We start from the raw sequence: 17,087 nt of genomic DNA, 5'->3' as shown, positions 1-17,087 counted from the left end.
AGCAGCTGGACAAATGTCCTTGTCGCATTTAAATGACATACTAAAAGGCATTTCAGAAAATAATGATATTGTAGGCTTTACTGTAGCAGAGTACATGCCATGGGATGAAATCAATCTGAAAAATACATTGAAAGATTTGAATATATTCCATTAAATAAAAAGAACCGTTGCTATTCAATATAGCAGCGGTTCTTTTATAGTTATTTAACTAATTCTTTAAAATTTTCTAAGCGTTTCGCTTTTTCTTCATCGCTAATGTTATGTTTTTTTACATAACGGTTATTTTCGTGTTTTGCACACTCATGTGAGCAAGCGCCTAAATAACGCGCTTCGTTTTCTTCTGATACAAGGATTTGTTTGTTACATTCAGGGTTACTACAATTGATATAACGTTCACAAGGCGTACCATCGAACCATTCTTTTCCTACTACAGTTTTATCTACATGATTCACTTCTACACTGATACGTTCATCGAATACGTACATTTTTCCGTCCCAGAATTCACCTTTTGTTTCAGGGTCTTTACCGTAAGTAGCAATGCCGCCTTCAAGTTGACTCACATCTTCAAAGCCTTCTTTTAGTAAGTAACCAGAGAATTTTTCACAACGAATACCACCAGTACAATACGTTACAATTTTTTTATCCATAAATTGCTCTTTATTTTCTTTAATCCAGTCAGGTAAATCTCTGAATCTTGTGATATCAGGACGAACTGCACCACGGAAGTGGCCTAAATCGTATTCATAATCGTTTCTAGCATCAATCACAACAGTATCATCTGATAATAATGCTTCTCTAAATTCTTTTGGTGACAAATAGTTACCAGTAAGTTCTCTAGGGTTTACATCATCTTCAAGGTCTAGAGCAACGATTTCTTGTCTAGGGCGAACATGCATTTTTTTGAAAGCGTGTCCTTCGGCTTCATCCACTTTAAAAGTAATCCCTTGGAATCTAGCATCGTTTTTTAATGCTTCCATATATTTATCGGTAGCTTCGACTGTACCAGAAACTGTCCCATTAATACCTTCAGTAGATACGAGGATACGACCTTTAAGTTCTAAGTCTTTACAAAATGCTAAATGCTCAGTTGCAAATAATTCAGGGTCATCGATTGTTGTATATTTGTAATATAATAATACTCTATAATCCATAATACTAATCTCCTTTTATTTCTTGTTTCTTATAAATTTATATAAAATGTTGGTATCATTTTTTCGCTAATATAAAGTATGTGAGTATCTTCAATTTAATAAGGTTTATTTATTTTTTGAGCGAAAGCATAAAATTATCATTATTACATTATAACAAAAAAGGGATATTATTCAATTTATTAATTTAAGTATCTTCATTATTTTTATTATATTAAGTAAAGATTTTTGATTAATGTAATAAAAAATGCTCTCTACAAGTAAATCTTGAAGAGAGCAAGTTAATATCTATTATGATTTCTTTTTATTTGTAAATATTAATGCACCAATTAAGCTGATTGTGCTGATGGCGAAAATAATGTTCATGATAGATAATGTTTCGATAATAACGACATCTTTGCCGAGTCTCTCAAAAGCATTTTGTTGCATTTCTTTTTCTGAACTCAAATTACTTTCAGATCTTGTTTCTTTATTTTCAATATCTTCTAACATTCTTTCTTCTACTTTAGGCATAGAATTCCTCCTTATATAAATTTATTTTCCCTTTTTAAAAACAGTCAATCATATTGTGTGATGCTGAATTAAATAGAAGTGATTGAAAAAGTAACGGTAAATTACTATACTCAAATGATAATGAATATCATGAGGAGCGGATTGCAATGGAAACAGTATATTTAGCAGGTGGATGTTTATGGGGCGTACAAGCATTTGTAAAAACGTTACCCGGCGTTATCAATACTGAAGGTGGAAGAGCTAACGGTATTACGGATACGTTAGACGGTGAATATGATGGTTACGTGGAAGTAATTAAAACAGAATTCGACCCACAAAAAGTATCAGTAACAGATTTGATGGGTTATTTATTTGAAATTATTGACCCATATAGTGTGAATAAACAAGGTCAAGATGTGGGCTTAAGATATAGAACTGGATTATACAGCGAAGATGAGAAACATTTAAAAGAGGCTCAACAATTCATAGATGGTATTGAGGACCATCACCTTATTGCTACTGAAGTATTACCACTAACGAATTATGTAAGAAGTGCAGAAGAAAACCAGGATCGCTTATCAAGATTTCCAGATGATTATTGTCACTTACCTAAAGAACTTGTTTATAAGTATAAATAAAAAACAACCCCCTTTTCAAAATGATTCCTACATAAGTAAGAATTTTAGAAAAGGGGTTTTGTGTGTGATTTATTTAAAGAAACCTAAAACAAAGTCTACACCTTTAGCTAAAACATCTGCGATACTAACGCCTATTGTTGCCCAGTCGTGTGCTAATCCTGCGTTTACTGCATTACCAATCGCTTCTACGATTCCTGTCATGTGAGACACTTCTTTATTTTGAAAAATTTAAATTAAAACTTGCGCTTTAATTTGTTAAACACAATATATATCTTTTTGTTAATTAATTTTGTAAAAATGCCTAACTCACTATTTTTTATACCTAAGTGTAATAATAGTTTTTTTTATAGGAATTTTTATAAATAAATAAAAATTTTAAATTTTTGTAAAGATTTAAATGTTGTGTGGAAATGTCTGGAAGAATATGCAATATTGTAATTGATTGGGCTATATAAAATTTAGGAGGTGATTGAGTATGAATCAATTGGTTAAGGTAACATTAGCAACTGGATTAGCACTGAGCGCAATGGTTGGCACAACGAGTAGCGTGACATCAAACTCAACTTTTATTGCACACGGATCAGAAAATATTGATTATCAAGTAAATGGTTATACTACTGACGCAAATGACTTTATATTGGAGCCATCATTTATTGAAGACGTAAAAAATAATAACTTCGTGATTAACGGTTATAATATTACTGGAAACGAACAACAAGAGAGTTCGATGATTGATATATATGATCAAATCATTGCAAAGACAGGGGAGCAAACAGCTTCAATGGTAGATTTTGAAGTGAAGAAGGGTGCAGTATCGAAGGAAGCTTTAATTGAGCAATATGGTCAACCTATTGAAAAGCCATTTGAAAGTGCTCAAGGATTTGATTATAGATATCATATGGGAGATAACATAGTTCAATTTATTGTTGAAGATGGTTATGTGAAAGATGTACAAATTAATTCAGAAAATGAATAAATAATAGACGATTCAAAAAAGCACAATGCTACTTATAATGGCATTGTGCTTTTATTATATGTTTTATTAACCTAATAAAGAATCAGGTATAATTTTATGGATAATGGCAGATAGTTCTTCTGGGGTTTCTTGTTGACCATTATTGACCCATTCTTGAATAATACCAAATATAGCATTACTCAAGAAAACTACAAAATAGTGTCGTTCTTTTTCACTAAAATGGGATTTTTTGTGTATGGGAAAACATTCTTTTCCGCATTATATTGTAATGTTTTTTTTAGTTGATTTTGAACGTCAGGTGATCCATTATTCGAAATGAGCAACAATAAAAGCTCGGCTTCATTATTCCAAAAGTTAATTATATGATAATACAACAAATGACGTTCACTTTGTAATAAACTTTGAACTCTTTTGCTGCCTTCTTTTGTAATTTCAAATTGATATTGTTCCACTAAATCAAACTTGTCTTTGTAATGTAAATAGAAAGTGCCTCGACTAATGCCAGCTACTTCACATATATCTTTAACTGAAATATCATCATACTTTTTATGCTTCAACAGCGTTATTAATGCCTTTCTGGTATTTCTTTTTGTTTTTAATATACGCGAATCTGTCATCATTTCTTCATTCAATCAAACTCACTCCAAATATTAATAGACATATATTTTATTATGTTCATTAACGGTTATTTTTCCATTGCTTTTGCAAAGTAGAGGTATATAATCGCATTATGAACGATAATTGACACTGTGTCTAATAAGGAGGGCTTATATGTCTGAACTTGTAGCCAAATTGACAAATGCAACGAAATATTATGGTAAGAAGAAAGTTTTAGATCATACCGATATAGAGTTATCATCTGGAAAAATATTAGGACTTATCGGGCCAAGTGGTTCTGGCAAAACAACTACGATTAAATGTCTCATGGGTATGGAGAAATTAGATGAAGGTCATGCTCAAATTTTTGATACTGAAATACCAGATCGTAAAATTTTAAATGAAATCGGTTATATGGGCCAAAGTGATGCATTATATGAATCACTAACTGCACATGAAAATTTAGTCTTTTTTGGTAATTTAATCGGCTTAAAAGGAGAGAAATTAAAGCAAGCTATAGCGACTAATATGAAACTTGTGAATTTAGAAGGAGAATTAAACAAAATTGTTAATACTTTTTCTGGTGGGATGAAACGTAGATTATCATTAGCTATTACATTACTTGCGAATCCAAACCTTATTATTTTAGATGAACCTACAGTAGGCATAGATCCAAGTCTAAGAAGAGATATATGGAAGCAGTTAAAACATTTAACTAAAAAAGGAAAATCAGTTATTGTGACTACGCATGTTATGGGGGAAGCTGAGCGCTGTGATTATATAGGTTTAATTGTAGAAGGACGATTATTTACTATGGGTACGCCACAAGAACTAAAAGATAAATTTGGCGTAGATTCTATAGAAGAAGTATTTATTAAAGCTGAAGCGGAGGTGCAATCATGAGATTCAAAGCAGTGTTCATAAGAGTGATTAAAGAATTATTAAGAGACAAAAGAACTTTGGCGCTCATGTTATTTGCACCAATCCTAGTATTAACATTATTATATTTTGTATTCGATACAAATTCAGAAACTGATTTAAAAATAGGCATCGATGACAATGTGCCCCAAAAAATTGTGAATGCATTACCTTCAGACAAAGTAGAAATAGAAAAAATCAAATCGCCTGATTCTATAAAAGATACAATCGTAAATTCTAAATTAGATAGTTACATTACGAAAAATGGTTCTAATTTAGAGGTCACATATGCAAATGAAGATCCTAGTAAAACAGGTTCAACAAAACAATTACTTGGTAGCGCGATACAACAAAATAAGATGCAAGATATGATGAAAATCGTTGAAAAAATACCGAATAATATGAAACAAAAAAATGCACAACAAGATGAAAATGTTAAATTAGATAATCATTATTTATATGGAGATGAAGATAGCACTTATTTTGATAAAATGTTTCCGATATTAATTGGTTTCTTCGTATTTTTATTTGTGTTTTTAATATCAGGCATTGGATTATTACGAGAACGTACAAATGGAACATTAGAGCGCTTATTAGCTACATCCGTTAAACGTAGTGAAATCGTATTTGGTTATTTAGCTGGCTATGGATTGTTTGCAATTCTCCAAACACTACTGATTGTATTTTATGCGATTCTCATATTAAACATTGAAGTGGCAGGTAGTATTTGGTGGGTACTATTAATCAATATTTTAATTGCATTAGCTGCTTTAGCGATGGGAATCTTCGTATCAACATTTGCAAATTCAGAATTCCAAATGATCCAATTTATTCCAATTGTAGCAATACCACAAGTTTTCTTTTCAGGTATTATTCCTCTTGAAAATATTGCTGATTGGGTCAGTGTGATAGGCTATTTGTTTCCATTACGCTATGCTGGGGATGCATTGACCAATATTATGATCAAAAGCCAAGGGTTCGAATTTATTTGGTTCGATATTGGTATTCTGTTCGTATTTATTTTCGTATTTACAGTGCTTAATATTGTAGGTCTTAAGCGTTATAGAAAAGTTTAGAAGAAACGATAAAAAGGTAAATTTATTAAATTATATTCAATTAAAGCTTCTTTTTAAGTACACACTTTAGGGTGATAACTTAAAAAGAAGCTTTTTCTATAGCAAAAATTTTTGAAAACGGGACAAAATTAAATTTATTGACGGTAAGAAATAAAATTCACAGAAATGATACATATACAATTAAATTCAGTGTGAAAGCGATTGTGGGTTATTGGTTTTCCATTGATTTTAATAAACTAAAGCATAATATTCTTGTGTAATTATAAAATATTATGGAATTATTTTGTACTATTAGGTAAAATAAGAAATGTATTGTGCTAAAAGAACATAAAGTACAATAAAAATCAACTAGAAATTTAGGTTAGTAAATTAGGAGGAACATATGAACAAAAACAAGAAAAGACATCGATTTGATTTCTTGCCTAATCGATTAAATAAATATTCTATACGTAAATTTACAAATGGTATCGCTTCAGTATTAATTGGATCAACGATATTGTTAGGTGCAGTAATTGATAAAGAAGCGGATGCAGCGGAACAGCAACCAACATCAGAAGTATATGGACAGACTGATAATAATTACAAAAGCGAATCAAACAAGTCCAATTCAGTACAACATGATGAAGAAAGAACAAACATAATTAATGATAATGACGAGGCTAACTATTCTAATCATAGTGAGATACCAATCCACGATAAATCTAGTGAGTATGACCAAAAGCCTATAAATGAGCAAGATACGTCAAATCATCATGAAACTCATTTGAATCAAAATGCTACTGAAAATCATGTAAAAGAAGAAAGTAAAGAAGTATCAACAGAAGAAGAGTCAATAGAAGACAGAAAAACTGAAGAAAGCACAACCGAAGAAAGCACAACCGAAGAAAGTAAAGCTGTAGAAGAAGCAAACAAAGAAAATACAACTGAAAAAAATGATGAAGGCAGCTTAGATTTAGAAAAAGAGAAAGATACATATAAAGATGAAAAAGATAACGGCAAAAAGAAAAATGAATTAGAAAGCCATAATCACCGTATCGAAAATAAAGTAGAAGATAACGTCTATAAAAATAACAAAGAAACAAATTTAGAGTCTAAAAATGAAAATGTTAATAAAGATGATAAAGTTAACACTTCAAGTAGTACCTCTATTGAAAAAACTGAAGATAATGCAACCCGCTCAAATTTAATAAACTCAGTAAATCACTCTTTAAAGCAATTAGATAATGCTAAAAATAACACAGAAAAGCAATCTCTATTAGAAAATTATTACCAAACACATACGAATGCTACAGCTAGTGATGCAAAAAAAGCTATTGAAAAATTAAACATTGATTTTACTAAACAAAATTCAGATCAATTAATCGCATTATTATTAATTGAACTAGCTAATCAAATGGATAAAGATAAAGTACAAGCCAATGTGCCTGCTTCAAAGCGTGAGGAAACAAATAACGAAAGTTTAAGTATTGAAACGAATACTACGAATATTGAAAAAACTTTAGCTAAACCATCTACAAGTAAATTTAGATCTGCAAATACAAGAGCAACGAATGTAGTTAATTATGCAGCTAATCAGAGTGGTAGAAATGTTAACCATTTAGTCTTTGCAAACACTTCATATGAAATACTAGGTGGCGGTAAGCAAATCAATCAAGTATTTATGACTATGGATGGTAAGTTGAAAATTAAGATTGACTATACGGTAGATGACTCCGTGGTTGAAGGAGATTATTTTACAGTTGATTTCGGTAAATATATACATCCAGGTACATCAAGAAAACCGTATCGAGTAAATAACATACATGATGCTAATGGGAGAACAATCGCTATTGGATCATATGATAGTGCAACGAATACTGCGAAATATACCTTCACAAATTATGTGGATATTTATAATAATGTGAGAGGATCTTTTAGTTTATTAAGTTGGCCATTTAAAGAATTAGTTACTACTGATGAACAGAGTGTCCCAGTAGGCATTACAGTTGCTGGAGAGGATTATACTCAAAATGTCATATTCAATTATGGTAATAGAACGAGACCAGTTATTTCAGATATAAATTATTTGACGAAGGACTTTGCTGAATTTACAACTTATATAAATCAAAATAGAGCATTTAATACAGGATCAAAAGTTAGGTTAAGTGGCCAAGGATTCAAATTTACATCTCCTGATGAGATTGAGGTTTATAAAGTATTAAATAACTCACAATTCAGAGATAGTTTCACACCAGATTATGCAAACTTAACGCAAGTTAGAAATCCTAAAATCATTATAAATAGTGATGGATCAGCAACTGTAGACCTGGGGGATATTGGAACACTTGGTTATATAATAAGAAGTAAACCAAACACGCTACCTGATTTTTCGGGGATTGGTGTATTAAAATCAGAATACACATTTACTAATAATAAAAACCAAAGAGACACACGAGCACACGCAAGTAGCATTCAGTTTGTCAGAGCAGAACTTGCTGGATTCGGTGGATTCGGTGGTTATGTATGGTTTGATAAGAATAATGACGGTGTTCAGAATGATTCGAACGCAACTGCAGCTGGCATTACTGTGAATTTACTTGACCCAACTGGTATACGTTTAGCCACAACGACTACTGATATAACAGGACACTACAATTTTGATAATTTAACAAAGGGTAATTATCTTGTGGAATTCGTAATGCCAGAAGGATATATTCCTACACAAGCGAACAACACTGTAGATGACAAAGATTCAGATGTAGTTTTTGAGAATGGAAGATACATTGCACACGTTACTATTAAAGATGCTGACAATATGACGATAGATGCTGGTTTAGTTTCTGACACAACTTCGGAATCACTAAGCTTATCTGAGTCGCTAAGCACTTCACAATCATTGAGTTTGAGCCATTCACTATCGCTAAGTGAAAGCGAATCAACAAGTCAGTCACTATCCTTAAGCACAAGTGAATCATTAAGCCAATCACTATCATTGAGTGCTAGTGAGTCATTGAGTGAGAGTGAATCGTTAAGTGAGAGTGAATCCTTAAGTACAAGCGAGTCATTAAGCGAGAGCGAGTCATTGAGTGCCAGTGAGTCATTAAGTGAGAGCGAATCATTAAGTGAAAGCGAATCATTAAGCGAGTCAGAGTCATTAAGTGAGAGTGAGTCATTAAGCGAATCTGAATCGTTAAGTACGAGTGAGTCATTGAGTGAAAGCGAATCACTGAGTACGAGTGAGTCGTTAAGACAGAGTGAATCGTTAAGTGAGAGCGAATCATTGAGTACCAGCGAGTCATTAAGTGCGAGTGAGTCATTAAGTGCCAGTGAGTCGTTAAGTGCAAGTGAGTCAATAAGTGCTAGTGAATCGTTAAGTGAAAGTGAGTCATTAAGCACAAGCGAATCATTAAGCACGAGTGAGTCGTTAAGTGAAAGTGAGTCATTGAGTGAGAGTGAGTCGTTAAGCGAGAGCGAATCGTTGAGTGAGAGCGAGTCATTAAGTACGAGTGAATCGTTAAGTACGAGTGAGTCGTTAAGTGGATCTGAATCGTTGAGCGCAAGTGAATCGTTAAGTGAGAGTGAGTCGTTAAGCGAAAGCGAATCATTGAGTACGAGTGAGTCGTTAAGTGAAAGCGAGTCATTAAGTGCCAGCGAGTCATTAAGAGAAAGTGAGTCAATAAGTGCGAGTGAATTGTTAAGTGAGAGTGAGTCATTAAGCGAAAGCGAATCATTAAGTGAGAGCGAGTCATTAAGTGAGAGCGAGTCGTTAAGTGAAAGCGAGTCAATAAGTGCGAGTGAATCGTTAAGTGAAAGTGAGTCATTAAGCACAAGCGAATCATTAAGCACGAGTGAGTCGTTAAGTGAAAGTGAGTCATTAAGCACAAGCGAATCATTAAGCACGAGTGAGTCGTTAAGTGAAAGTGAGTCGTTAAGTGCCAGCGAATCGTTGAGCAATAGTGAGTCAATAAGTGCGAGTGAATCGTTAAGTGAGAGTGAGTCATTGAGCGAGTCCGAATCGTTAAGTGAAAGCGAATCACTAAGCGCAAGCGAATCGTTAAGTGCCAGTGAGTCATTAAGCGAATCTGAGTCGTTAAGTACCAGTGAATCTCTAAGTGAGTCCGAATCATTGAGCGCAAGTGAATCCTTGAGTGAGAGCGAGTCGTTAAGTGCCAGTGAGTCGTTAAGCGAAAGTGAATCATTGAGTGCCAGTGAGTCATTAAGTGAGAGTGAATCATTGAGCGGCAGTGAATCATTGAGCGAAAGCGAGTCATTAAGCGCAAGTGAGTCGTTGAGTGAAAGTGAATCACTAAGTGAAAGCGAATCGTTAAGTGAGAGTGAATCATTAAGTACGAGTGAGTCATTGAGCGAATCTGAGTCGTTAAGTGCCAGTGAATCAATAAGTGAGAGCGAATCATTGAGCACAAGCGAATCGTTAAGTGAAAGTGAGTCGTTAAGTTCAAGTGAGTCATTAAGCGAATCTGAGTCGTTAAGTACCAGTGAATCTCTAAGTGAGAGTGAATCATTGAGCGAAAGTGAATTACTGAGTGAGAGCGAATCGTTGAGTGAAAGCGAATCACTGAGTACGAGTGAGTCGTTAAGTGAATCTGAATCATTAAGCGCGAGTGAGTCGTTAAGTGAAAGTGAATCATTGAGCACAAGTGAATCATTGAGCACAAGCGAATCATTGAGCACAAGCGAATCATTAAGACAGAGTGAATCGTTAAGCGATAGCGAATCGTTGAGTTTAAGCGAATCATTGAGTGCCAGTGAGTCATTAAGTGAGTCCGAATCAATAAGCGCGAGCGAGTCATTAAGTGAGTCGTTAAGCGAAAGTGAGTCACTAAGTGAGAGTGAGTCATTAAGTGAGAGTGAGTCATTAAGTGCCAGTGAGTCATTGAGTGCAAGTGAGTCATTGAGTGCCAGTGAATCAATAAGTGATAGCGAATCATTGAGTGAGAGTGAGTCATTAAGTGAGAGTGAATCATTGAGCGAAAGCGAGTCATTAAGCGCAAGTGAGTCATTAAGCGCAAGTGAGTCGTTGAGTGAAAGTGAATCACTAAGTGAGAGTGAGTCATTGAGCGAGAGTGAATCATTAAGTGCCAGTGAATCAATAAGCGCAAGCGAATCGTTAAGTGCAAGTGAGTCGTTAAGTGCCAGTGAGTCATTAAGCGAATCTGAGTCGTTAAGTGGATCTGAATCGTTGAGCGCAAGTGAATCGTTAAGTGAGAGTGAGTCATTGAGCGAGAGTGAATCAATAAGTGTCAGTGAATCATTGAGCGAGAGTGAATCATTAAGTGCCAGTGAATCAATAAGCGCAAGCGAATCGTTAAGTGAAAGTGAGTCGTTAAGTGCAAGTGAGTCAATAAGTGCTAGTGAATCGTTAAGCGCAAGTGAGTCATTGAGCGAATCCGAATCGCTAAGTGAATCTGAATCATTAAGCGAATCCGAATCGTTAAGTGAGAGCGAATCATTAAGTACCAGTGAGTCGTTAAGTGAGAGCGAGTCGTTAAGTGAGAGCGAATCATTGAGTGAAAGCGAATCACTGAGTACGAGTGAGTCGTTAAGTGAATCTGAATCATTAAGCGCGAGTGAGTCGTTAAGTGAAAGTGAATCATTGAGTACCAGTGAATCATTGAGCGAGAGCGAATCATTGAGCACAAGCGAATCATTGAGCACAAGCGAATCATTAAGACAGAGTGAATCGTTAAGCGAGAGCGAATCGTTGAGCGATAGCGAATCATTAAGCGAGTCTGAGTCATTAAGTGAGAGTGAATCGTTAAGTACGAGTGGGTCATTAAGTGAGAGTGAATCATTAAGTACGAGTGAATCATTAAGTACGAGTGAGTCATTAAGTGCAAGTGAGTCATTGAGCGAAAGTGAATCACTGAGTGAGAGCGAGTCATTAAGCGAGAGCGAATCGTTGAGTGAGTCCGAGTCATTAAGCGAAAGCGAATCAATAAGTGATAGCGAATCATTAAGTGAGAGTGAGTCGTTAAGCGAAAGTGAATCATTAAGTGCCAGTGAGTCGTTAAGCGAAAGTGAATCATTAAGTGCCAGTGAGTCATTAAGTGAGAGTGAATCACTAAGTGAAAGCGAGTCATTGAGTGCCAGTGAATCAATAAGCGATAGCGAATCATTGAGTGCAAGTGAGTCATTAAGTGAGAGCGAGTCATTAAGTACGAGTGAATCGTTGAGTGCCAGCGAATCGTTGAGTGCCAGCGAGTCATTGAGTGAGAGCGAGTCATTGAGTGAGAGTGAATCGTTAAGTGAAAGTGAGTCATTAAGCGATAGCGAATCATTGAGTGCTAGTGAATCAATAAGTGAGAGTGAATCATTGAGCGAAAGTGAATCACTAAGTGAAAGTGAGTCATTGAGTGAGAGTGAGTCATTAAGCGAGTCCGAATCGTTGAGCGATAGCGAATCATTGAGTGAGAGTGAGTCATTAAGTACAAGCGAGTCCTTGAGTGAGAGCGAATCGTTAAGTGAAAGTGAGTCATTAAGCACAAGCGAATCATTAAGCACGAGTGAGTCGTTAAGTGAAAGTGAATCATTGAGTACGAGTGAATCGTTGAGTGCCAGTGAATCATTGAGCGATAGCGAATCATTAAGCACGAGTGAATCGTTAAGTGAAAGTGAGTCGTTAAGTGCCAGCGAATCATTGAGTGAAAGCGAGTCGTTGAGTGCCAGTGAATCATTGAGCGAAAGCGGGTCCGAATCGTTGAGCGATAGCGAATCATTAAGTGAGAGTGAATCATTGAGCACAAGTGAATCATTAAGTGAGAGCGAATCTTTAAGTGCAAGTGAATCGTTGAGTGAGTTAGAGTCAATAAGCGAAAGCGAATCATTAAGTGCCAGCGAGTCTTTAAGTGAGAGCGAGTCATTGAGTGAGCGTGAATCGTTAAGTGAAAGTGAGTCATTAAGCGAGAGTGAATCATTGAGTGCCAGTGAATCGTTAAGCACAAGTGAATCGTTGAGTGAAAGCGAGTCATTGAGTGAAAGTGAATTATTAAGCGATAGCGAATCATTAAGCGCGAGTGAGTCAATAAGTGAGTCTGAATCATTGAGCGATAGCGAGTCAATAAGTGAAAGCGAATCATTGAGTGCCAGCGAATCACTAAGCGATAGCGAATCATTGAGTGAGAGTGAGTCATTAAGCGAAAGTGAATTATTAAGCGATAGCGAATCATTGAGTGCTAGTGAATCAATAAGTGAGAGTGAATCATTGAGCGAAAGTGAATCACTAAGTGAAAGTGAGTCATTGAGTGAGAGTGAGTCATTAAGCGAGTCCGAATCGTTGAGCGATAGCGAATCATTGAGTGAGAGTGAGTCATTAAGCGAATCTGAGTCATTAAGTGCAAGTGAGTCAATAAGTGCTAGTGAATCGTTAAGCGCAAGTGAGTCGTTGAGTGAAAGTGAATCACTAAGTGAGAGTGAGTCATTGAGCGAGAGTGAATCATTAAGTGCCAGTGAATCAATAAGTGAGTCTGAATCATTGAGCGATAGCGAGTCAATAAGTGAAAGTGAATCACTGAGTGAGAGCGAGTCATTAAGCGATAGCGAATCATTGAGTGAGAGTGAATCATTAAGTACGAGTGAGTCATTGAGCGAATCTGAGTCGTTAAGTGCTAGTGAATCAATAAGTGAAAGCGAATCATTAAGCGCAAGTGAGTCATTAAGTGAGAGTGAATCATTAAGCACAAGTGAGTCTTTAAGTGCCAGCGAATCATTGAGTGAAAGCGAGTCATTGAGTGCCAGTGAGTCATTAAGTACGAGTGAATCATTGAGTACGAGCGAATCACTAAGTGCCAGCGAATCATTGAGTGAAAGCGAGTCATTGAGTGAGAGTGAATCATTGAGTGCCAGCGAATCGTTGAGTGAGTCAGAGTCATTAAGTACAAGCGAGTCCTTGAGTGAGAGCGAATCGTTAAGTGAAAGTGAGTCATTAAGCACAAGCGAATCATTAAGCACGAGTGAGTCGTTAAGTGAAAGTGAATCATTGAGTACGAGTGAATCGTTGAGTGCCAGTGAATCATCGAGCGATAGCGAATCATTAAGCACGAGTGAATCATTAAGCGAGAGTGAATCGTTAAGTGAAAGTGAGTCGTTAAGTGCCAGCGAATCATTGAGTGAAAGCGAGTCGTTGAGTGCCAGTGAATCATTGAGCGAAAGCGGGTCCGAATCGTTGAGCGATAGCGAATCATTAAGCGAGAGTGAGTCATTAAGTGAAAGTGAATCATTAAGTGCCAGCGAGTCTTTAAGTGAATCCGAGTCACTTAGTACAAGTGAATCAATAAGTGAATCTGAATCATTGAGCGATAGCGAGTCAATAAGTGAAAGCGAATCGTTAAGCGAGAGTGAGTCGTTAAGCGAGAGTGAATCATTGAGTGCCAGCGAGTCATTGAGTGAGAGTGAATCATTGAGTGCCAGCGAGTCATTGAGTGAGAGTGAGTCGTTAAGTAAAAGTGGATTATTGAGTACCAGTGAATCGTTGAGCGATAGCGAATCATTAAGCGAGTCTGAGTCATTAAGTGAGAGTGAATCGTTAAGTACGAGTGAGTCATTAAGCGAAAGCGAATCAATAAGTGAAAGCGAATCGTTGAGTGCCAGTGAATCATTGAGCGAAAGCGAGTCACTAAGTGAGAGTGAATCACTAAGCGCAAGCGAGTCGTTAAGTACGAGTGAGTCATTAAGCGAGTCCGAATCGTTGAGCGATAGCGAATCATTAAGTGAGTCAGAGTCATTAAGTGAGAGTGAATCATTGAGTGCCAGTGAGTCATTAAGTGAGAGTGAGTCATTGAGCGATAGCGAATCATTAAGTGAGAGTGAATCATTGAGCACAAGTGAATCATTAAGTGAGAGCGAATCTTTAAGTGCAAGTGAATCGTTGAGTGAGTTAGAGTCAATAAGCGAAAGCGAATCATTAAGTGCCAGCGAGTCTTTAAGTGAATCCGAGTCACTTAGTACAAGTGAATCAATAAGTGAAAGCGAATCGTTGGGTGCCAGTGAGTCAATAAGTGAATACGAATCATTAAATAGACACCTAAATAATGATGGAAACTATGAAAAAGAGAAAGATAAATTACCAGATACAGGTAATGAAGATAAACATAATGGGTTGATACCATTACTTACTGCGCTTGGAGGAATCATACTCCTTAGAAGACGTAGAAATAATGAAATTCAAGATAAATAAAAAAGAGCCTGCACTTTCAAAAATAGAAAGTGCAGGCTCTTATATTAATATTCTAATTTTTTGAACATTTTCAAACCTACTAAGTAGCAAATGACTGAGTACAATAGAGTTGTTAATATCATTAAACCTAGTTTTGTTAGTAAGTCTGAAGGCGTAATCGCATGATCATAACCATTTGGAAATAAATATTTGAGTCCATGAATCATTGGTGCAATAACCATAAACATAAGTAAAACAATAACGCTTAAAATATTAAATCCAGTAGACAATTTCATAGATAACATGACTGAAAAGCATATTGCAATTAAAGTAATGCAAAAAATACCGACGATACATAATATTGTACTGTAATTAGTTTCTTGAACATTCGATAAGAAAGCACCGGAAGCATAATCATATTGATGTATATACGTAAAATACAAAATTTCAGAAGACACAAATAATATTACATAATATATTATATACATAGAGAATAAGGCGACTAACTTTGAATTATATAGACGTATTCGGCTGATATCTTTATAAAAGATTAATCTACCAGATTCATATTCTTCAAAAAATAAATAACTGACAAAATATGTCATAAGAATCAATGGTACGGCAAATTGAGATTGTGCAAGTAAAATACCATAATAAAATTCTAAACCAGAGAGTGAATTCGTCTCTCCTCCAATTTGCATAAAATTGGTAGGTAGTATAAGTGTGATTAAATATAAAAATGGATAAAGTGCTATTGCATAAAAGATAATTGCAGAGTTACGCGAAGATACTGTAGTGAAAATATTTTTAATTAACATATCATCATTTCCTTTCGAACCCATCGAAATATTGATATAAGTTATCTTGTTCATTAATCGTGTTTTCTAAAGTGTAGTATTTAACTAAATAATTTATGATTTCATTATATTCTTCAGAACCTGACTGCATGATAACTGCTTTTTCCTCAATATCTTTTATTGTAGAAAACAAATTGAGAAGTTCCTGACGATGTTCTGGATATATTTGTTCTTTTACTACAATTTTTATCAATTGTTCTTTATTGAAATCAATATTTTGGAGTTTTCCTTCTTTTAAAAGAACAAAGCGATCACAGACTTCTGCTAATTCATTTAATTGATGACTAGAAATAAGTAATGCGGTTCCTTTTTTACTAGCCCAAGTTCTTAACGAGTGAATGAGTGTATTAACACCGTCTGGATCCAGACCAACAAAAGGTTCATCCATAATAGCTATTTCAGGTTCATCAACTAAACACATAGCTAGTGATAAGCGTTGTTTCATACCAAAAGAAAAATCTTTTACCTTTTTGCCATATGTATGTGATAAACCTACGAGATCTAATATATTATCGATATTTTTTAAGTACTGCGTTTTATGATTAACTTTTAAATAATAAGTTAAATTCTTTTTAGCTGAAAAGTGTTTGAAATGAACCGTATTAATCATGATACCTACATTTTTAAGTATATTATGATGTTGGAAAATATCTATGTCATTTAAAAATATAGCACCTGAAGTAGGTCGTTTTGTTTTAGCAATCATTTTCATAAATGTTGTTTTACCTGCGCCGTTTTTTCCAATTACACCTACGACTTCTCCACGGTTTATGGTTAATGAAACACCGTCAATAACATTAAAATTGGCTTCTTTAAAACGTTTATAAAGGTCATCTATTTTTAACATAATGTCCTCCTTTGAACTAATAGAGTTTTAATGAAATTTATATGAATTGTTGATGTTACGCTTATATAAGTTAATTTTAACAACGAAAATGAATTTGTTCAATATAGTAAATAAGTTGTTTTATTAAAAATTTATGTATTCTACTTACAATTTAATTTATATATTTTTAGTTTATAAAAAAAGGGATTTACTAGATTTTTGAAATCGCAATTGACAATGATTTTTAAGGAGAGTATGATAGATAACTGTATAAGGGGTGTACTATTCAAAAGATATGATCTATCCCTCATCAATTTGAATAGTAAACAATAGCCTAAGGTGGATTTCATGCGTTCTTGGGTTTAATTTTAACCTAATAGTACACAAGGTGTACAATTTAAAAATAGG

The 17,087-nt window shown here is 34.8% G+C and carries 13 protein-coding genes; 6 read left to right on the top strand and 7 right to left on the bottom strand.

The annotated features are described in order from the left end of the window. Nucleotides 1–19: 19 nt before the first annotated feature. Nucleotides 20–154, top strand: coding sequence for a hypothetical protein (locus ACM595_RS08955; RefSeq protein ID WP_256106355.1), 135 nt, complete (start codon nt 20–22; stop codon nt 152–154). Nucleotides 155–200: 46 nt separating this feature from the next. On the opposite strand, the gene ACM595_RS08950 is transcribed toward ACM595_RS08955, so the two are convergent. Together ACM595_RS08950 and ACM595_RS08945 are read right to left on the bottom strand one after the other, a co-directional pair. Then, nucleotides 201–1,151 carry a rhodanese-related sulfurtransferase gene (locus ACM595_RS08950; RefSeq protein ID WP_002482073.1) on the bottom strand — a complete coding sequence of 317 codons (951 nt, stop codon included), beginning with the start codon at nt 1,149–1,151 and terminating at the stop codon, nt 201–203. Between the two features lie 288 nt (nt 1,152–1,439). Further along, entirely contained in the window at nt 1,440–1,661 is a 222-nt protein-coding gene (locus tag ACM595_RS08945) for a hypothetical protein (protein WP_002482074.1), read from the bottom strand. A gap of 146 nt (nt 1,662–1,807) precedes the next feature. On the opposite strand from ACM595_RS08945, the gene ACM595_RS08940 reads away from it, so the two are divergent. Further along, entirely contained in the window at nt 1,808–2,278 is a 471-nt protein-coding gene (locus tag ACM595_RS08940; protein WP_041080157.1) for a peptide-methionine (S)-S-oxide reductase, read from the top strand. A gap of 69 nt (nt 2,279–2,347) precedes the next feature. Here the strand turns inward: ACM595_RS08940 and ACM595_RS08935 are convergent, their stop codons facing one another. After that, nucleotides 2,348–2,479: a beta-class phenol-soluble modulin gene (locus ACM595_RS08935; protein ID WP_002482076.1), complete on the bottom strand. Its 132-nt coding sequence runs from the start codon at nt 2,477–2,479 to the stop codon at nt 2,348–2,350. Nucleotides 2,480–2,753: 274 nt separating this feature from the next. Between ACM595_RS08935 and isaB the strand changes: the two genes are divergently transcribed. Then, the gene (gene isaB, locus ACM595_RS08930) at nt 2,754–3,254 is read left to right on the top strand and encodes an immunodominant staphylococcal antigen IsaB family protein (RefSeq protein ID WP_069825942.1); all 501 of its coding nucleotides are present in this window, start codon (nt 2,754–2,756) and stop codon (nt 3,252–3,254) included. 66 nt (nt 3,255–3,320) lie between these two features. Here the strand turns inward: isaB and ACM595_RS08925 are convergent, their stop codons facing one another. Then, on the bottom strand, nt 3,321–3,437 hold the full coding sequence (locus ACM595_RS08925; RefSeq protein ID WP_419744270.1) for a TetR-like C-terminal domain-containing protein: 117 nt from the start codon (nt 3,435–3,437) through the stop codon (nt 3,321–3,323). Between the two features lie 5 nt (nt 3,438–3,442). Then, the gene (locus tag ACM595_RS08920) at nt 3,443–3,886 is read right to left on the bottom strand and encodes a TetR/AcrR family transcriptional regulator (protein WP_419744269.1); all 444 of its coding nucleotides are present in this window, start codon (nt 3,884–3,886) and stop codon (nt 3,443–3,445) included. Nucleotides 3,887–4,025: 139 nt separating this feature from the next. On the opposite strand from ACM595_RS08920, the gene ACM595_RS08915 reads away from it, so the two are divergent. From ACM595_RS08915 to ACM595_RS08905, 3 genes are all read left to right on the top strand, one after another. Beyond that, nucleotides 4,026–4,754, top strand: coding sequence for an ABC transporter ATP-binding protein (locus tag ACM595_RS08915; protein ID WP_041080155.1), 729 nt, complete (start codon nt 4,026–4,028; stop codon nt 4,752–4,754). Further along, entirely contained in the window at nt 4,751–5,845 is a 1,095-nt protein-coding gene (locus tag ACM595_RS08910) for an ABC transporter permease (RefSeq protein WP_041080153.1), read from the top strand. Before ACM595_RS08915 ends, ACM595_RS08910 begins: the two co-directional genes overlap by 4 nt. 382 nt (nt 5,846–6,227) lie before the next feature. Further along, complete coding sequence (locus ACM595_RS08905; RefSeq protein ID WP_419744268.1) at nt 6,228–15,017, top strand: SdrD B-like domain-containing protein; 8,790 nt, start codon at nt 6,228–6,230, stop codon at nt 15,015–15,017. Between the two features lie 44 nt (nt 15,018–15,061). On the opposite strand, the gene ACM595_RS08900 is transcribed toward ACM595_RS08905, so the two are convergent. Next, nucleotides 15,062–15,814 (bottom strand): amino acid transporter, encoded by a 753-nt coding sequence (locus ACM595_RS08900; RefSeq protein ID WP_041079883.1) that lies wholly within the window; start codon nt 15,812–15,814, stop codon nt 15,062–15,064. Between the two features lie 4 nt (nt 15,815–15,818). Then, nucleotides 15,819–16,700, bottom strand: a complete 882-nt coding sequence (locus ACM595_RS08895; RefSeq protein WP_069822076.1) for an ABC transporter ATP-binding protein — start codon at nt 16,698–16,700, stop codon at nt 15,819–15,821. Nucleotides 16,701–17,087 lie beyond the last annotated feature (387 nt).

Source organism: Staphylococcus sp. LKG3-1 (assembly GCF_048568385.1).
In the GTDB taxonomy this organism is placed as follows: Bacteria; Bacillota; Bacilli; order Staphylococcales; family Staphylococcaceae; genus Staphylococcus; species Staphylococcus saprophyticus.
Note: the sequence above shows the minus strand (reverse complement) of the source record. Positions and strands in the feature narration are given on the sequence as shown.